The sequence below is a fragment of the Pseudorhodobacter wandonensis genome, assembly GCF_001202035.1.
Lineage (GTDB): Bacteria > Pseudomonadota > Alphaproteobacteria > Rhodobacterales > Rhodobacteraceae > Pseudorhodobacter > Pseudorhodobacter wandonensis.
Genome location: NZ_LGHT01000026.1, coordinates 120,486 through 138,032 on the forward strand (window position 1 = coordinate 120,486; position 17,547 = coordinate 138,032).

General features: G+C 58.1%; 20 protein-coding genes. 15 read left to right on the forward strand and 5 right to left on the reverse strand.

The genetic code is table 11. The features are described from left to right. Positions 1 to 50 precede the first annotated feature (50 nt). Complete coding sequence (locus AKU79_RS07085; RefSeq protein WP_050522892.1) at positions 51 to 884, reverse strand: bifunctional allantoicase/(S)-ureidoglycine aminohydrolase; 834 nt, start codon at positions 882 to 884, stop codon at positions 51 to 53. Next, complete coding sequence (gene puuE, locus AKU79_RS07090; RefSeq protein WP_050522893.1) at positions 881 to 2,296, reverse strand: allantoinase PuuE; 1,416 nt, start codon at positions 2,294 to 2,296, stop codon at positions 881 to 883. The genes AKU79_RS07085 and puuE overlap by 4 nt, the downstream gene beginning before the upstream one ends. Before the next feature lie 151 nt (positions 2,297 to 2,447). On the opposite strand from puuE, the gene uraH reads away from it, so the two are divergent. The 11 genes from uraH to AKU79_RS07145 all read left to right on the forward strand — a co-directional run bounded on the left by uraH (position 2,448) and on the right by AKU79_RS07145 (position 11,963). Next, complete coding sequence (uraH, locus tag AKU79_RS07095; protein WP_050522894.1) at positions 2,448 to 2,807, forward strand: hydroxyisourate hydrolase; 360 nt, start codon at positions 2,448 to 2,450, stop codon at positions 2,805 to 2,807. Between the two features lie 74 nt (positions 2,808 to 2,881). Continuing rightward, complete coding sequence (locus tag AKU79_RS07100) at positions 2,882 to 3,442, forward strand: NifU family protein (RefSeq protein ID WP_050522895.1); 561 nt, start codon at positions 2,882 to 2,884, stop codon at positions 3,440 to 3,442. Then, positions 3,432 to 4,100, forward strand: a complete 669-nt coding sequence (tsaB, locus tag AKU79_RS07105; protein ID WP_050522896.1) for a tRNA (adenosine(37)-N6)-threonylcarbamoyltransferase complex dimerization subunit type 1 TsaB — start codon at positions 3,432 to 3,434, stop codon at positions 4,098 to 4,100. The genes AKU79_RS07100 and tsaB overlap by 11 nt, the downstream gene beginning before the upstream one ends. After that, complete coding sequence (locus AKU79_RS07110) at positions 4,097 to 4,519, forward strand: GNAT family N-acetyltransferase (protein WP_050522897.1); 423 nt, start codon at positions 4,097 to 4,099, stop codon at positions 4,517 to 4,519. Before tsaB ends, AKU79_RS07110 begins: the two co-directional genes overlap by 4 nt. A 175-nt stretch (positions 4,520 to 4,694) precedes the next feature. Continuing rightward, positions 4,695 to 5,690, forward strand: a complete 996-nt coding sequence (locus tag AKU79_RS07115; RefSeq protein ID WP_050522898.1) for a BMP family lipoprotein — start codon at positions 4,695 to 4,697, stop codon at positions 5,688 to 5,690. After that, positions 5,691 to 7,259, forward strand: a complete 1,569-nt coding sequence (locus AKU79_RS07120; RefSeq protein WP_050522899.1) for an ABC transporter ATP-binding protein — start codon at positions 5,691 to 5,693, stop codon at positions 7,257 to 7,259. It abuts the gene before it with no gap. After that, positions 7,256 to 8,350 carry an ABC transporter permease gene (locus tag AKU79_RS07125; protein ID WP_050522900.1) on the forward strand — a complete coding sequence of 365 codons (1,095 nt, stop codon included), beginning with the start codon at positions 7,256 to 7,258 and terminating at the stop codon, positions 8,348 to 8,350. The genes AKU79_RS07120 and AKU79_RS07125 overlap by 4 nt, the downstream gene beginning before the upstream one ends. Then, positions 8,350 to 9,315 (forward strand): ABC transporter permease, encoded by a 966-nt coding sequence (locus AKU79_RS07130; protein ID WP_050522901.1) that lies wholly within the window; start codon positions 8,350 to 8,352, stop codon positions 9,313 to 9,315. Before AKU79_RS07125 ends, AKU79_RS07130 begins: the two co-directional genes overlap by 1 nt. Then, a complete protein-coding gene (locus AKU79_RS07135) occupies positions 9,299 to 10,105 on the forward strand; it encodes a purine-nucleoside phosphorylase (RefSeq protein WP_050522902.1) in 807 nt (268 codons plus the stop codon). Before AKU79_RS07130 ends, AKU79_RS07135 begins: the two co-directional genes overlap by 17 nt. Before the next feature lie 161 nt (positions 10,106 to 10,266). Continuing rightward, complete coding sequence (locus tag AKU79_RS07140) at positions 10,267 to 11,187, forward strand: sulfite exporter TauE/SafE family protein (RefSeq protein WP_050522903.1); 921 nt, start codon at positions 10,267 to 10,269, stop codon at positions 11,185 to 11,187. Next, positions 11,184 to 11,963: a TIGR02186 family protein gene (locus tag AKU79_RS07145; protein ID WP_050522904.1), complete on the forward strand. Its 780-nt coding sequence runs from the start codon at positions 11,184 to 11,186 to the stop codon at positions 11,961 to 11,963. The genes AKU79_RS07140 and AKU79_RS07145 overlap by 4 nt, the downstream gene beginning before the upstream one ends. Here AKU79_RS07145 and AKU79_RS07150 read toward each other — a convergent pair. The 3 genes from AKU79_RS07150 to AKU79_RS07160 are packed head-to-tail and all read right to left on the reverse strand — an operon-like array spanning position 11,949 to position 14,249. Beyond that, positions 11,949 to 13,271, reverse strand: a complete 1,323-nt coding sequence (locus AKU79_RS07150; RefSeq protein WP_050522905.1) for an MATE family efflux transporter — start codon at positions 13,269 to 13,271, stop codon at positions 11,949 to 11,951. The two genes, AKU79_RS07145 and AKU79_RS07150, sit on opposite strands and share 15 nt — an antisense overlap. A gap of 4 nt (positions 13,272 to 13,275) precedes the next feature. Further along, the gene (locus AKU79_RS07155; RefSeq protein WP_050522906.1) at positions 13,276 to 13,818 is read right to left on the reverse strand and encodes a PaaI family thioesterase; all 543 of its coding nucleotides are present in this window, start codon (positions 13,816 to 13,818) and stop codon (positions 13,276 to 13,278) included. Continuing rightward, positions 13,815 to 14,249, reverse strand: coding sequence for a PaaI family thioesterase (locus AKU79_RS07160; protein WP_050523076.1), 435 nt, complete (start codon positions 14,247 to 14,249; stop codon positions 13,815 to 13,817). Before AKU79_RS07160 ends, AKU79_RS07155 begins: the two co-directional genes overlap by 4 nt. A gap of 132 nt (positions 14,250 to 14,381) precedes the next feature. Between AKU79_RS07160 and AKU79_RS07165 the strand changes: the two genes are divergently transcribed. The 4 genes from AKU79_RS07165 (at position 14,382) to AKU79_RS07180 (ending at position 17,391) form a co-directional block, all read left to right on the forward strand. Beyond that, positions 14,382 to 14,747 (forward strand): MerR family transcriptional regulator, encoded by a 366-nt coding sequence (locus tag AKU79_RS07165; RefSeq protein WP_050522907.1) that lies wholly within the window; start codon positions 14,382 to 14,384, stop codon positions 14,745 to 14,747. Positions 14,748 to 14,892: 145 nt separating this feature from the next. Next, a complete protein-coding gene (locus tag AKU79_RS07170) occupies positions 14,893 to 15,309 on the forward strand; it encodes a MerR family transcriptional regulator (RefSeq protein ID WP_050522908.1) in 417 nt (138 codons plus the stop codon). A 35-nt stretch (positions 15,310 to 15,344) separates the two neighbouring features. Beyond that, positions 15,345 to 17,120, forward strand: coding sequence for an acyl-CoA dehydrogenase C-terminal domain-containing protein (locus AKU79_RS07175; RefSeq protein WP_050522909.1), 1,776 nt, complete (start codon positions 15,345 to 15,347; stop codon positions 17,118 to 17,120). A gap of 58 nt (positions 17,121 to 17,178) precedes the next feature. Then, positions 17,179 to 17,391, forward strand: a complete 213-nt coding sequence (locus tag AKU79_RS07180; protein ID WP_050522910.1) for a hypothetical protein — start codon at positions 17,179 to 17,181, stop codon at positions 17,389 to 17,391. Positions 17,392 to 17,547 lie beyond the last annotated feature (156 nt).

Sequence of the window (17,547 nt, forward strand, 5' to 3'; positions counted from 1 at the left end):
TTTCACATCCCCCGGACCCCCTGTGGGATATTTTTACCGAAAAGAAAGCATCAGCGCGGATTTAGGGGGCCGCGCAGATTGGCGTGGCGGTTGACGTCTTTGTAAAGCAAATAGCGGAAGGGGCCGGGGCCTGCGGCATAGCAAGCCTGCGGGCAGAAGGCGCGGAGCCACATGAAATCACCTGCCTCGACCTCTACCCAATCTTGGTTGAGTTTGTAGACGGCTTTGCCCTCAAGCACGTAGAGGCCGTGTTCCATGACATGGGTTTCTTCGAACGGGATAACGCCACCGGGTTGGAAGGTGACGATGGTGACGTGCATGTCGTGGGACAGGTCTGTCGGGTCGACAAAGCGGGTGGTGGCCCAAGCGCCATTGGTATCGGGCATTGGGGTTGGTTTTACGTCGGCGTCGCTGGTCACAAATGGTTTTGGCGCGGCGATGCCGGCGGCGGGTTCGTAAATCTTGCGGATCCAATGGAAGCGGGCGGGCGTGGAATGCGCGTTTTTCAGGCGCCATTTTGTGCCCGCAGGGATATAGGCATAACCGCCGGGGCCGAGGTCATGCTCGGTGCCGTCGATGGACAGCCAGACCTCGCCTTCAGTGAGGAACAGGACGGATTGCGCGGCGGCATCGGTTTCGGGGTGGTCGGAACCGCCGCCGGGGGCGACCTCCATCACATATTGGCTGAAGGTTTCGGAAAAACCGGTCATCGGGCGGGCGATCAGCCAGAGGCGGGTTTTATCCCAGCCCGGCAGATAGCTGGTGACGATATCGGAGAACACCCCGCGCGGGATGAAGGCATAGGCATCGGTGAACACCGCGCGGCCTGTCATCAACTGGGTTTGCGGTGGCAGGCCGCCTTTGGGGGCGTAATAGCTGGTCATGGCAGCATGTCCTTTAGGCGCAGCTCTGCTATCCGTTCGACTTGGGCGCAGGCAGTGGCGAATTCGGTTGCGGTATCGTTGTTCAGGCGGGCCTTGAAAGCCGAGAGGATGCTGGCCTTGGTATTGTCACGCACAGCGATGATGAAGGGAAAGCCGTGTTTGGCGACATAGGCGGTGTTGAGTTGTTCAAATTCGGCGCGCTCGGGGTCGGTTAGCGCATCCAGCGCGGCGCTGGCCTGTTCGGCGGTGCTTTCAGCCGTCAGGCGTTTGGCGGCGGCGAGTTTTCCGGCAAGGTCGGGGTGGGCGGTGAGCACGCCGAGGCGTTCTGTAGCGCTGGCCGAGCGGAACATACGGGCCAGCGCGTTGTGCAAGCCTGTGGCGCTGTCATGTGCGGGGCCGAGTTCGAGCGCATGGGCGCGGCTGGCGATCCATGGGGAATGTTCGAATACGCCGCCGAACTTGGCTGTAAAGCTGGCCTCGTCCATCTGACTGGGGCGCGTGCGGCGTTGATGCGGGTGCTGTGCGGCCCAATGGGCGGCGATATCCATGCGGCGCGGGAACCAGACGCCGTCATGGGTGGCAGCGTAATCCAGAAACCGCATCAGCCCCGCGATTTTGCCCGGACGGCCGATCAGGCGGCAGTGCAGCCCGATGGAAAACATCTTGGCAGCACCCGCAGCACCTTCGGCATAGAGCACGTCAAAGCTGTCTTTCAGGTATTGGAAGAACTGCTGCCCCTCAATATAGCCCGGCGCGGTGGCAAAACGCATGTCATTCGCCTCGAGCGTGTAGGGGATGATGAGCTGATCGCGGTCGCCTACCTCTATCCAATAGGGCAGATCATCATCATAGGTATCTGAAATCCAGTCGAAGCCACCCTCTTCGGCGACCAGACGCACAGTGTTTTCCGAGCAACGGCCTGTGTACCAGCCGCGCGGGCGTGTACCCACCACTTCGGTGTGCAGGCGCACGGCTTCGGCGATTGCGGCGCGCTCTTCATCCTTGGGCATGTCGCGGTGCTCGACCCATTTCAACCCATGACTGGCGATTTCCCAACCTGCCGATTTCATCGCGGCGACCTGTTCTGGGTTGCGGGCAAGCGCTGTGGCCACGCCGTAAATGGTGACTGGGATGTTGCGAGAGGTGAACAGGCGGTGCAGGCGCCAAAATCCTGCGCGCGCGCCATAATCATAAAGCGATTCCATATTCCAATGGCGTTTACCCGGCCAAGGGGCGGCGCCCGCAATGTCGGACAGAAAGGCCTCGGACCCCGTATCGCCGTGCAACACGTTGTTTTCACCGCCCTCTTCATAGTTCAAGACCAGCGAAACTGCTATTTTGGCGCCGTTGGGCCAAGCCGCATCTGGCGGGTTTTGGCCATAGCCGGTCATGTTGCGCGGATATCTGTTCACGAATAGCCCCTTATCACTTTACACCCTGTCTATTACGAATAGTGGTGCATGATTACCAAATAAAAGCGAAAGCACTTTATGGGCCATTTGATGGTCGCACATTGCGCAAATATCGGGCAGGTTTGGCCATGATTTGCACATGGAGAGAGAAATGAGCGGTGGGAAACTGACGACGCATGTTCTGGATACGGCTTTGGGCAAGCCAGCGGCCGGTGTGAAAATCGCGCTGTTTCGGCTAACGGACGCAGGGCATGAAAAACTGGCCGAGACAGTGACCAATGCAGATGGCCGCACGGATGCGCCGATGTTGGTTGGTGATGCGCTAAGCGTGGGAAACTATGAACTGGTGTTTTCAGCAGGCGCCTATTTGCGGGCCAGCGGGCAGGCAAAGGGTGACACGCTGTTCCTGGATGACATCCCGATCCGCTTTGGCGTGCCGGATGCTGGTGCGCATTACCATGTGCCGCTGCTTATTTCGCCTTTTGCCTATTCAACTTATCGCGGCAGTTAGGTTTAGAATCATTCCAAACCTTGACTTATCCAGCGCGCAGGCGCATATCCGAGTAGAACAGTCGGAGATATAAAATGTTCATCCAGACAGAATCTACGCCAAACCCCGCCACTTTGAAATTCTTGCCCGGCCAGACCGTGTTGGAAATGGGCACAGCCGATTTCCCGAACGCGGAAGCCGCGGGCAAATCGCCGCTGGCCAAGCGCATCTTTGCAGTGGGCGATGTGACGGGCGTATTCTTTGGCAATGACTTCGTGACTGTCACCAAAGCCGACAGCGCCGAGTGGGACCATATCAAACCCGCAATTCTGGGCGCGATCATGGAGCACTACCAATCGGGTGCATCCGTGATTGAAGGCGAGCAAGCCGCGTCGGGCCATGCCGAACACACTGGCGAAGACGGCGATATTGTTGCGCAAATCAAAGAGTTGCTGGATACGCGTGTCCGCCCGGCGGTGGCACAGGATGGCGGCGACATCACGTTCCACGGCTTTGACCGCGGGATCGTTTACTTGCATATGCAAGGGGCCTGCGCCGGTTGCCCATCATCAACCCTGACGTTGAAAATGGGGATCGAGAACCTGCTGCGCCACTATATCCCCGAGGTGCTGGAGGTGCGGCCCGTTGCCGCCTAAAGCTTTTTCGGTCGACAAGCCCGTTTTGGCCTTTGACACATCGGCCGCGCATTGCGCGGCCGCTTTGCTATTGCACGGCAAAATCATCGCCGAGTCGCGTGAGGTGATGGCCAAGGGCCAAGCCGAGCGATTGATGCCGTTGATTCATGAAATGCTGGCGGCTGCAGGCTTCGACTGGCAAGATTTGGGCGCCGTTGCGGTGGGCGTTGGTCCGGGCAACTTTACCGGCATCCGGATTTCTGTCGCTGCTGCGCGCGGGCTGGCGCTGGGTTTGGGCGTGCCTTCGGTGGGGGTGACGGGGCTAGAGGCTTTGGCGTATGGCACCGAAGGGGCTGTCTGTGTGGCAACGCCATCTTCGCGCGGCGCGCTCTATTTGCAAGAGTTTGACGGCGGTATTGCCAGCGGTGAGGTGCGCGAGGCGCATCCTGATGACGCCGATTTCTGGCCTGATGCCAGTCGGCAATTGGTTGGCGACTGGCCTGAAACCGGCAAGGCGGTCCTGCGCCCCGACGCAATCGCACGGATACGCGCGATTGCCCTGATCGGGGCTGCCCGCGCGGCACAAAACCCCTGCCCCGCGGCACCGTTCTATCTGCGCGCTGCCGATGCTGCCCCCCCAAGCGACCCGCCTCCGGTCATTCTGGACCCGATTTCGTGACGCCCGAGGCACTTGCGACCCTGCATGGACAGGCCTTTACCACCCCGCGCCCTTGGTCCGCCGCTGAATTTTCCGGCCTATTGGATATGGCCGGTGTGTTGCTGATCAGCCAGCCTGCAGGCTTTATTCTGGGCCGCGCGATTGCAGGCGAGGCCGAAGTTCTGACCCTTGCCGTAGCGCCCTACGCCCGCAGGCAAGGGATCGCCCGCCAGCTTATGCTGGAGTTTGAGCTGCAAGCCGCGCAGCACAACGCCGAAACCGCGTTTCTAGAGGTGGCCGAGGATAACGCGGGGGCGATTGGTCTATATCTTTCATTGGGTTACGTCATTTCCGGGCGCAGGCGCGGCTATTTCAAAACGCCAGACAACAAACGGCTTGACGCGCTGATCCTGACCAAAACACTTTTGCCCAATGCTTAACGCAAGGGCATCGCGGGAATATCGGCCAAAACTTGACCGTTTGGCCGAATAGGTAGCCGAAACACGGAAATACCTATTGACCCTTTTGACCAAACCCGCCCTAATTTGGATACGCACCACCACCCCCAAGGGGGGATTCTTGCGGTGGCAAAAATAACAATCGGGAGACGATAGTATGAGCCTCATGAAAACCCTCGCGGCTGCTACGGCGACGATCGCGCTGACTGCTGGCATGGCTGCCGCAGACCCTGCGCTGATTTTTGACCTTGGCGGTAAATTCGACAAATCCTTTAACGAGGCCGCCTATGAAGGCGCGCAGCGTTGGGCCAAAGAAACCGGCGGTTCCTATAAGGAACTGGAAATGCAATCCGAAGCCCAGCGTGAACAGGCGCTGCGCCGTCTGGCTGAATCGGGTGCAAACCCTGTTGTCATGACCGGCTTTGCCTTTGGTGACGTTTTGAACCAAGTCGCGCCTGATTTCCCTGACACCAAATTTGCGATCATCGACATGGTGGTTGACCAGCCGAACGTGAAATCGGTGGTCTTTACCGAAGAGCAAGGCTCGTATCTGGTCGGCATGGCAGCTGCGATGGCATCAAAAACCGGAACAGTTGGTTTTGTCGGCGGTATGGACATTCCGCTGATCCGCAAATTCGCTTGCGGCTATGCCCAAGGTGTTATGGCCGTGAACCCGGATGCCAAAGTGATTGCCAACATGACCGGCAGCACGCCAGCAGCCTGGAATGACCCGGTTAAGGGTGGCGAGTTGGCCAAGGCGCAAAAAGCGCAAGGCGCTGACGTGATTTACGCGGCAGCCGGCGGCACCGGTCTGGGCGTTCTGCAAGCGGCGGCTGACGAAGGCATCCTGTCGATTGGCGTAGACAGCAACCAGAACTACCTGCACCCGGGCAAAGTGCTGACCTCGATGACAAAACGCGTTGATAACGCGGTTTATGACATCTTCAAATCCGGCACTGATATGACACCCGGTATTACGGTGATGGATTTTGCTGCAGGTGGCGTTGGCTATGCGGTCGATGACAACAACAAAGACCTTATCACCCCCGCTATGCAAGAGCAGCTGGACAAAGCCGGCAAGTTGATCGCTTCGGGCACGCTGAAAGTTCACGACTATATGTCGGATGAAACCTGCGCTGCGCTTTCGTTCTAAATGACGGGCAATGATACTTTGGGGCGGCAGGCAACTGCCGCCCCAGCAGGCGCCCCGCTGGCAATCGAGCTGTGCGGAATTTCCAAAGCATTCGGCCCTGTGCAGGCCAATAAAGACATCTCGATTCAGGTGGCTAAAGGGTCTATCCACGGGATCATCGGTGAAAACGGCGCCGGGAAATCGACGTTGATGTCGATCCTTTACGGGTTTTACAAGGCCGACGCAGGTGAGATTTACATCTCGGGCAATCTGACCCCGATTCCTGACAGCCAAAGCGCCATTCGCGCGGGCATCGGGATGGTGTTCCAGCATTTCAAGCTGGTGCAGAACTTTACGGTGTTGGAAAACGTTATCCTGGGCGCCGAAGGTGGGGCATTGCTGCGCGGGGCGATGGCATCGGCGCGCAAGTCGCTTACCGACCTGGCGCGCGAGTATGAATTGGACGTAGACCCTGATGCCGTAATTGAAGACCTTTCGGTCGGCCATCAGCAGCGGGTTGAGATTTTGAAAGCCCTGTACCGCCAAGCCGATATTCTGATTTTGGATGAGCCGACGGGCGTGCTGACCCCTGCCGAAGCAGACCAATTATTCCGCATTTTGAACGGGTTGCGCGATCAGGGCAAGACCGTAATCCTGATCACCCACAAGCTGCGCGAGATTATGGAGATCACTGATACCGTTTCAGTTATGCGGCGCGGGCAGATGACTGCGACAGTGAAAACCAAAGACACCAACCCCGAGGAACTGGCAGAGCTGATGGTCGGCCGCAAGGTTCTGCTGCATGTTGAGAAAAAACCTGCGACCCCCGGCGAAATGGTGCTCGAGGTAGAAAACCTGCGCGTGCGCGATGAGGTCGGGGTAGAGCGCCTGAAAGGCGTGTCGCTGACCATCCGCGCCGGTGAGATTTTGGGGATTGCGGGTGTGGCCGGCAATGGCCAGTCAGAGCTATTGGAAGTGTTGGGCGGCATTGCGCGCGGCACCGGAACCGTGCGGTTGAACGGTCAAGAGATTGCGCTGACCGCCGCTGCCGATGGCCAAAGCCGTCGCGCGCGTGGCATTGCGCACGTGCCTGAGGATCGCCAGCATCTAGGCCTGATTATGGATTTCTCAGCATGGGAAAACGTGGCCTTTGGCTATCACCACGCGCCGGAATACCAGAAATCGGCGCTTTTGATGGATAATGACGCCATTCGCGCCGACACGGTTTCCAAGATGGAGCGCTATGACGTGCGCCCGCCGATTCCGACTTTGGCGGCCAAAAGCTTTTCTGGCGGCAACCAACAAAAAATCGTTGTGGCCCGCGAAATGGACCGCAACCCCGACCTGCTGCTGGTTGGCCAGCCCACACGCGGCGTTGATATTGGTGCGATCGAGTTTATTCACAAACAGATCATTGCCTTGCGCGATGCGGGCAAAGCGGTGCTGCTTGTCTCGGTCGAGCTGGATGAGATTATGAGCCTGTCAGACCGCATTGCCGTGATGTTTGACGGCCAGATCATGGGCGAGCGCGACCCCGCCAAAACGGATGAACGCGAGTTGGGCCTATTGATGGCAGGAGTAGTGAAATGACCGCAATGCCAAAATGGGCCGATGCGGTCTTGGTGCCACTGATCAGCCTGCTGATTGCTTTTGTAATTTCGGGCCTTGTGATTTTGGCGATTGGTGAAGACCCGGTGGCCGCGATGAAAATCATGGTCACAGGGGCCTTGGGGTCGACCTATGGCTGGGGCTATACGCTGTATTATTCGACCAATTTCATCTTTACCGGTTTGGCGGTATCGGTCGCGTTTCAGGCCGGCCTGTTCAATATCGGTGGCGAGGGGCAGGCAAGCCTTGGCGGGCTTGGTGTGGCAGTGGCCTGCCTGTTTGTGCCGTGGCCGCATTGGTCGCTGGCGCTGATAGGGGCTGCGGGAATGGCGGCGCTGTTTGGCGCGGCCTGGGCGGCCATTCCGGCCTATTTGCAGGCCAAGCGCGGCAGCCATGTGGTGATTACCACGATCATGTTCAACTATATTGCCTCGGCCCTGATGATCTATGTCTTGGTTACGATTTTGCGGCCAATGGGCGCGATGGATACGGCTTCGGCGCGGTTTGACCCGTCGCTGAAGCTGCCGCGCTTGGGCGATATTTTGGGGTTGGTCGGCATTCCGTTCAACAACCGCAACCCTGCCAATATCAGCCTGTTGATTGCGCTGGTGGCCTGTGCGGGCGTGTGGTTGCTGATGTGGCGCACGCGGTTGGGGTACCAGTTGCGGGCCTTTGGCAAATCGGAAAAGGCCAGCGTTTACGCAGGGATAAACCCCGTGCGCATCACAATGTATGCAATGCTGATTTCGGGCGGTTTGTCTGGGATGATGGCAATCAATACTGTCATGGGCGAGGCGCAGCGGTTGCTGCTGAACTCGGTTGAAGGCGCCGGGTTTATCGGCATCGCCGTGGCGCTGATGGGGCGCAGCCATCCGGTTGGCGTGTTGCTGGCCGCGATTTTGTTCGGCTTTTTGTACCAAGGCGGCGCGGAGCTGGCACTATGGACAACCATCCCGCGCGAGCTGATTATCGTCATTCAGGCGCTGGTGATTTTGTTCACGGGTGCGATGGATAACATGGTGCGCAAGCCGGTCGAAAGCCTGTTCCTGATGCTACAAAAGGGGAAAGCGTAATGGATTTCGCGACCCTTATTCAGATTTTGGACAGTTCTGTCCGGCTGGCGACACCGCTGCTGTTTGCTTGTCTTGCTGGTTTGTTTTCCGAACGCGCCGGCGTGTTTGACATCGGGCTTGAGGGCAAGATGCTCGCGGCGGCGTTTCTATCAGCCTCGGTCGCTGCGGTGACGGGTTCGGTTTGGCTGGGCGTATTGGCGGGGATATTTGCGTCGCTGCTGCTGTCGGGCATTCACGGGCTGGCGGCGATTACGTTCCGCGGAAATCAGTTGATTTCGGGCGTTGCGATTAACTTTCTGGCCTCGGGGCTAACGGTTTTGCTGGGGCAAAAGTGGTTTGGACTTGGCGGGCGCACCCCGCCGCTGACAGGTGAAGGCCGGTTCGAGTCGATTACCCTGCCCTTTGCCGATGCGATTGCACCACTGCCGTTCATAGGCCCGATTTATGCCGAGCTGATTTCCGGCCATTCGGCGCTGGTCTATTTGGGCTTTGCCTGTGTACCGGCGGCTGCTTGGTTGCTGTATCGCACCCGGTTTGGCCTGCGGCTGCGGGCAGTGGGTGAAAACCCGGCAGCAGTCGATACGGCAGGTGTTTCGGTCGTCGGCATCCGCTATAGCGCGGTTGCGATTTGCGGCGTGCTTTGCGGGCTTGCAGGGGCTTATCTGGCGCTGGGACTGGCGGCGGGCTTTGGCAAGGAAATGACCGCCGGTCGAGGGTTTATCGCGCTGGCGGCGCTAATCTTTGCGAAATGGCGGCCGTGGTACGCGCTGGGGGCGACGATGCTGTTTGGCTTCCTCGAGGCCGTTGGCAACCGCTTTCCGACCATCGAGCTGGGGCCGATTGCGATTCCATCACAATTCGTACAGGCCCTGCCCTATATCATAACCGTAGTTATCCTTGCCGGCTTTATCGGCAAGGCGCGGCCACCACGCGCAGGCGGGGAACCTTATGTCAAAGAACGCTGATGATCTTGCCGCGCTGATCCGCGTACGGGCGGGCGATGCGCCTGTACAAATGGGGCTAATCCTTGGCTCGGGCCTTGGTCACTTGGCGGGTGCGGTGGACGGCATAGCCATTCCTTACAGCGACCTGCCTGGTTTCCCGCATGCAGGCGTCTCGGGGCACAACCCGCATTTGGTGATTGGCGACCTGGAGGGCGTGCGGGTGGCTGTTTTCGGCGGGCGGGCGCATTACTATGAAAGCGGCAATCCGGCGGCGATGCGCCTGCCTTTGGAGGTGTTGCGCGCGCTGGGGGCCAAAACGCTGATTGCAACCAATGCGGCGGGGTCTTTACGCCCCGATATTCAGCCCGGTGATTTGATGCTGCTGTCCGATCACATCAACTTTTCCGGCCTGAACCCGCTGATCGGCGAGAAAACCGATGCGCGGTTTGTGCCGATGAAAGACGCGCATGACCCTGATTTGCGCGCCGCGCTTAAGGCTGCAGCAGCGACCCAAGGTGTTCCTCTGCCCGAAGGTGTTTATGCTTGGTATTCCGGCCCCAGTTTTGAAACCCCTGCCGAAATTCGCGCGATCAAGATTTTGGGTGGCGATGCCGTAGGCATGAGCACCGTACCCGAGGTGATTTTGGCACGGTTTTTGGGTCTGAAAGTGACCGCAATTTCGACGATTACCAACATGGCCGCCGGCCTGTCAGATGAAAACATTAGCCACGAACACACCAAGGCGATGGCCCCCGTAGGCGCGGCCAAGTTGGAACTGACTTTGCGCGCATTGCTGCGGTCAATGACGTGATGCAACACCAAAAGTTTTTTGTTTATTTTGGACAGATTGTACCCAAGAGGGTTTGACATCGCCGAGCAAGCGGCGCAATTCTAACCAAGCTATCCCGCCAGCTGCACAGTGATCCGTTGCTCTGCGTCTTTGCCTAGAATTCACATCTTGATTGCCTTGATATGCAGCTTTACCTGCCAATAGCCGAACTTTCCGTCAATGCCTTGGCTTTGCTTGGCCTGGGCGGAATTGTGGGCGTATTATCGGGCATGTTCGGGGTTGGTGGCGGATTTATCATCACGCCGCTGTTGTTTTTTATGGGCATTCCGCCGGCGGTTGCTGTGGCCACCGGGGCAAACCTGGTTGTCGCCTCTTCGGTTTCGGGAGTTCTGGCACAGCTAAAGCGTAAAGCCGTAGATTTCCGGATGGGGATGACCCTGATGCTGGGCGGCTTGATCGGTTCGGGCATAGGGATTTGGGTCTTTGCTTGGCTGACAACCCTGGGCCAGATCGACCTGTTTGTTCAACTGTCTTATGTGCTGTTCTTGGGTGTTGTCGGTGCGATGATGTTCAAGGAAAGCCTTGGCGCCTTGCTGCGGGCACGCAAGCCCGGTGGCCCCATCCGGCGGTCGCATGTGCATTATTCGGTGCATAAACTGCCATTCAAAATGAAGTTTCGCGCCTCGGGTCTGTATATCTCGGTAATCCCGCCAATGATGGCCGGGGCTGCGGTGGGCTTTTTGTCGGCGATCATGGGCGTTGGTGGCGGGTTCATCATGGTGCCGGTGATGATTTACCTTTTGGGGATGCCGACCAAGGTTGTGGTTGGCACATCGTTGCTGCAAATCATTTTTGTCAGCGCGTTTACGACGGTGATGCACGCGGTTTCCAGCCAGACGGTTGATATGGTTCTGGCGCTGCTGTTGATTATTGGCGGCGTTATCGGCGCACAGATCGGGTCCAAGATCGGGCTGATGCTGCGGGCGGAACAGCTGCGTATTTTGCTGGCACTCATGGTGTTGGCGGTGTGCTTGCGTATCGGGCTGGGCCTGTTGCTAACCCCGGATGAGCTGTACTCCATCGCGCCGGGGAGATTGCCATGATCCGCGCGCTGCTGTGCCTTTTCGCCATGGCCATCCCCTTGCAAGCACAAGAGCCCGTATCACCGACAGGTGAGACAATTGTCGCTGGTCTAAGCCAGAACCTTGTGTCGATTACGACCAATTTTACCGGCTCTGAGATTTTGATTTACGGCGCGATCAAGCGTGAGCAGCCCATCCCCAATGACTCGGATCTAGAAGTAATTGCAACCATTCAAGGCCCGTCTGGCCCGCTGACGGTACGCCGCAAAGAGCGGCGGTTCGGCGTGTGGATGAATGTGGATGCAGTGACCATCAGCCGCGCCCCCAGCTTTTACGCTATTGCGTCTTCGGCGCCGCTTGCGCAGGCGTTGTCGGAAACTGACAATTTGCGGTATCAGGTCACTATCCCGCGCGCCATTCGCGCCATTGGCACGGCGGCCGAGGCTGCGGATGCACCGGTATTTCTGGAATCCCTGATCCGCCTGCGCACCGAAAGCCATGACTATGTCTTGGATGAAAGCTCGGTCAAGCTGTTGGAATCAACGCTATTTCGGGCAGACGTGGCCTTGCCTGCCAATCTGACCGAGGGGGAGTACAGGGTGCGGCTGTTCATCACCCGCAATGGTGTTGTGATCGACAAGCATGAGGAAAGCATCACCGTAAACAAGGATGGGCTGGAACGCTGGATTTACAATCTCGCGCATGAACATTCCTTGCTTTACGGGCTTTTGGCCCTGTTTTTGGCCGTTACAGCAGGTTGGGGCGCCTCGGCGGCGTTCGGGTTACTGCGGCGTTAAGCGTTGTTTGGCCTTTGCTTCGACCATGGGCCATTTGCGCGCCATGGCGATGCCTCGCATGACGTTCAGCACCATCAAACCCGCCCAAAGCCCGTGGTTGCCCCAAAGCGGGATCAAAACCGCCAAGGCCGCAGCATAGGCCATAACCGAAACCAGCATGGTTTGCCGCATCTCACGCGTTAACGTGGCACCGATAAAAATGCCATCCAGCATCCACGCCCAGACGCCGATCATCGGGGCCGCCACCAGCCACGGCAAATAGTCACGCGCGACAAGGCGCACATTGGGGGCGGTTGTCATCAGGTCAATCAGGCCGGGGCCTGTGACAAGGAAGCAAACGGACAGGCAGGCCACCGCCGCAACACCCCATTGCGTGCTAACCAATGACGCCCGGCGCGCGCCAAGAACCGAGCCTGCCCCCACGGCTTTGCCCACCAGCGCCTCGGCCGCAAAGGCGAAACCGTCGAGGAAAAAGGCAGCAATAGTCAGAAATTGCATCAGCACCTGGTTCGCGGCCAAGGTCACGTCGCCCTGCCCCGCGCCAAGAAACAGAAAGCTGGTAAAGCTGATTTGCAGCAATACCGAACGGATCAGGATATCACCGTTTACCGCAGCCATTTCTGCCAGTGCAGAGGCATCGCGCAGCTTTGCCATTGCAGGCGCCAAGGCCGCACCAAAGGCCGCCCGGCACAGCCAAAGGCCAAAGGCCAGCCCTGCCCACTCGGCGATCAGCGTTGCAATTGCCACGCCCTCGACACCCCAGCCAAGACCCAGCACATACCATAGATCCAACGCGATATTGGCACCGTTGATCAATAGTTGCAGGGCAAGCACCGAATGGGTCCGCTCGGTCGCGATCAGCCAGCCCGTCACGGCGTAAAGCGCAATCGTTGCGGGTGCCCCCCAAATGCGCAGGGTCAGATAGTCTTGCGCCAGGCTTTCAACCGCCTCGCTGCCCGGAGACAGCCAAAGCGCGGCCCCAAACAGCGGCACCTGTGCGATGATGAAAAACACGCCTGCCGACAATCCGATGATGAGCGCGCGCAGCAAAATCGCAGTGCCCTCGTCGATGTTGCCCGCGCCAAAGGCCTGAGAGGTAAGGCCCGTTGTTCCCATGCGCAAAAAGCCGAAAATCCAATAGACCGACGACAGGATAATCGCCCCCAGCCCCACCGCGCCGATGGGTGCAGGCAGGCCGATCTGGCCGACAACGGCGGTATCAACCGCGCCCAACAGCGGCACGGTGACATTGGCCAAAACAATCGGGACGGCCAGTTTTAAAACGCGGCGATGGGTGATCTCGGTCATGCGGTCAGGTGGCCAGCAACGAGGATGGCGCCTCGTCGGCCTGCCGGTCGGGCATCAGGAAATGACCAGTCGCTTGTGCAAACAGGCGGCTGCGGTTGTCTTGCCACGCCTCGACATGAACCGAGGCATAGCGCCTGCCCGACCGGTTTATCCGCGCCCGCGCATAGGCATCGCGCGGCAAACCGGAACGCAGGTAATCAACGGCAAAATCGATGGTTTTCGGCAGACGCATCTGGTCGATGCCTTCGGGTGCGGCTACATCAAGACGGCCTTGCTCCATATCTTCCCAAAGCGAGGACCAGCTAAGTTCAATAATCGCTGCAACCTCTAGAAACGCGGCGGTGGCGCCGCCGTGAATGGCAGGCAGCATCGGGTTGCCGATCAGTTTTTCATCAAAGGGCAGCACGGCTGTCAGCTCATCCCCGCGGCGGTCGAATTGGATGCCAAGGAATTGGATATAAGGCACGCCGGTCACAAGACGGCGCAGGGCAGCGTCGCGGCGTTGCTTTACCACCTGGACGGGTTCGGGGCGCGCGCGCGCGGTCATCTCTGGCCTCCTTTGGCGGGCTCGATGGTAAAGGCACCGGTGGCAGTTGCCACGGGGCGGGATGTATCCTCATCCGTGGTTGTGACGCGTACAAAGGCAACAGATCGCGTGACATGGTAACACTCGGCCCGTGCGGTGATGCGCTGGTTTGGGGTGGCGGGGCGCATGTAATCGACGCGCAAATCAAGGGTGGCAGTTGAACTGGGCCGCGACGGATGGCACATCACCGCCGCCCCCGAGGCCGTATCCATCAGCGCCGAAACCGCCCCACCGTGAATGACCCCCGTTGCCGGATCACCGATAAACCGCCGGTCATAGGGCATGGAAAGCACCGCAACGCCATCCTTTAACGACTCAAGCTCCATCCCCAAAGCACGCGAATGTGGTAGCGCCTGAATAAACTGTTGCGCGAATTTTTCACTATCTGTCATGGCACCCGCCTGTTGTTGATCCTTTGTTCCCGATTGGACCGAAAGCTGCAAGCCCCTTACCAAAACGTCACGTCCCGGCAATTGCACTAACCTGCGCATAGGCCTATTCTGGGCCCGAGGGGGAAAGTACTGATGACTGAAACGCGGCTCAGCTTTAAGGAAATGTGCGCAAAGTTTGACGTGACGCCGCGCACCTTGCGGTATTACGAATATATCGAGCTGCTCGAGCCGGAAAAAGACGGCCGCTCGCGTTGGTACGGACCGCGTGAAGTGGCGCGTATGACGCTTATCTTGCGCGGCAGGCGGTTCGGGTTCAGCCTGGAAGAAATTCGCCAATGGCTGCTGATTTACCGCCAAAAGGGCAATAAACCGCAGCTACAAGCGTGGTTAGACCTTGCCGACCGCCAGTTGGCCGCGCTTGAACGCCAGCGCGAAGAACTGGATTCAGCGCTGACCGATTTGCGGGCCTTGCGCGAAACGGCAGCCAAAGAGCTTTGATTTCGGGGCTGACACCGCGTCATACAAAATCTGACGTCACGTTACAGTGACGTTAACGTCAATTGTTCTGGTAATATCATCTCAACATTCCCATGTGACCTAGAGTAAGGAAGGCTACTTCCCTTAGGCAACTGTGAGAAAGACGATGACTGGAACTGAGTTGATGACCATTCGCGAAATGTGTGATGCATTTGACGTAACCCCCCGCACGCTGCGGTTCTATGAGGCGAAAGAGCTGATTTTCCCGAAACGTGAGGGAACGAAACGGCTGTTCAACCGCCGCGACCGTGTGCGCCTGAAACTGATCCTGCGGGGCAAGCGCTTTGGCTTTAGCCTCGAAGACATCCGGCAGCTGCTGGACATGTATGATCTGGAGGGGTCCGAGCGGTCGCAATACCTGCGCACCTATGCGTTGGCCCAGGAACGGCTGGCCCAGATGGAACAACAGCGCGACGAACTGACCGAAGCGATTGCCGAATTGAAAACCGAATTGGCAAGCGGTGCCGAAAAATTCCAAAGCTATACCGCCACGCCCCAAAACCAAACCAAATCTGCGGCCTGACCGGTCCGCAACAAGTAATACCAAGGGAGAGTCCGATGCCGATCTATAATGCCCCAGTCAAAGACATTCAGTTCTTGCTGCAAGAGGTGCTGAGTGTCACCTCATCTGACGTGCCGGGGTATGACGATCTGGAGGCCGATTTCACCAGCGCAGTCTTGGAAGAGGCAGGCAAGGTGGCCCGTGACGTGCTGGCCCCGTTGAACCTGTCAGGCGACCAAGAGGGCTGCAAACTGGAAGACGGCGTTGTGACCACGCCCAAAGGGTTTGACGCAGCTTTCAAGGCGATGAAGGACGGCGGTTGGACGGCATTGGATTGCGACCCCGAGTTTGGTGGCCAAGGCCTGCCCTATTTGATGGGCACAGCTGTGGGCGAGATTTTCGTGTCGGCCAATATGGCATTCAACATGTACCAAGGCCTGACCCATGGCGCCTATTCTGCAATCCATGTGCATGGAACGGACGAGCAGAAAGCCAAGTATCTGCCCAAAATGGTATCTTGCGAATGGACGGGCACGATGAACCTGACCGAACCGCATTGCGGTACCGACCTTGGCCTGATGCGCACCAAAGCCGAACCGCAGGATGACGGTTCCTATGCCATCACCGGCCAAAAGATCTTTATTTCGGCGGGTGAGCATGACTTGGCTGACAACATCATCCACTTGGTGCTGGCCAAGGCGGCAGGCGGGCCAGATGGCATTAAAGGTGTGTCGCTGTTTATTGTGCCCAAATTTTTGGTCAATGACGATGGCTCGCTTGGCGCCCGCAACGGCGTGTCGGTGGGGTCGATTGAACATAAGATGGGCATCCACGGCAATGCGACCTGTGTGATGAACTATGACGGGGCCAAAGGCTTGCTGCTGGGTGATCTGCATAAGGGCATGAAGGCCATGTTCACCATGATGAACGAGGCGCGGCTAGGCGTGGGATTGCAAGGCTATGCGGTGGCCGAGGCCGCCTATCAAAACGCTGTGGCCTATGCGCATGACCGCCTCCAAGGCCGCGCGGTGACTGGCGCCGAAAACCCCGGCGGCCCTGCCGATCCGCTGATCGTGCATCCCGATATTCGCCGTAATCTGATGGATCAGAAAAGCTTTGTTGAAGGCGCGCGGGCATTCACCTTTTGGGGCGCGCATCTGATCGACCGCTCGGTGCGAATGGGTGACGCCGAAGCCGAAGGCCTTATTTCGTTGCTGACGCCGGTGATCAAGGGCTTTCAGACCGACAAAGGGTTTGAAATGGCCGTTCAGGCGCAACAAGTTTGGGGCGGACACGGCTATATTGAAGAAAACGGCATGAGCCAGTTTGTCCGCGACGCCCGTATTGCACAAATCTATGAAGGTGCAAACGGTATCCAATCGCTTGACCTTGTGGGCCGTAAACTGGCGCAGGATGGCGGCAAGCACGTGATGGCATTCTTTGAACTGATCAAAGGCTTTATCAAAGAAAATCAGAATGATGAACGGATGAAACCGTTTACAGACGCGCTGAAAGCAGGGTCCAAAGACCTGCAGGCCGCGGCGATGTATTTCATGCAGAATGGCGTGAAAAACCCGAACAATGCCTTGTCTGGCTCTTATGACTTCATGCATCTGATGGGCCATGTCTGCCTTGGGTTCATGTGGGCGCGGATGGCCAAAACCGCCTTTGCAGCGCAGGATGCAGGTACAGGTGACGCCGATTTCCTGGCGACCAAGATCGCCACAGGCCACTATTACATGGCGCGGCAAATGCCCGCGACCGGCATGCACTTGGCCCGCATCGAAAGCGGTGCCGAACCTGTGATGGCACTGGCCGCCGAGGCGTTCTAAGGTAAACCGGTGTGGTGCGCTTAAGCGCACCCTACCTTAGCCGAAGTTGGAGTTTTCTATGCCCAAACGCTTTCGCCTGACCCGCCGCTTTCCGGTAGCGATGACCGAAGACGGTTATCGCCGCCTCAAGAAATTCGCTGGTGAGGCAGGGTTGGATGAAGGCGAGGCACTGTCGTTCTTGTTTGAAAACTTCAACTCGGTGATTGACCATGACACGCTGACCCACCGCCTGCGTTTATTCAATTCGGAACTGGAGGGGCGAAAAAAATAATGCTTAAAATGCGACAACCGTTTTCAGGTATTTAGACCAAGATGAAATACCAGGAATGCGCCCCGGTTCAGGGGATCGGTCCAGCGTTCGTGAGATCTTCACATCAAGACCGGGGCGACTTCACCTTGGGCGGTCATCGGCTCCTCAGCCTGTACC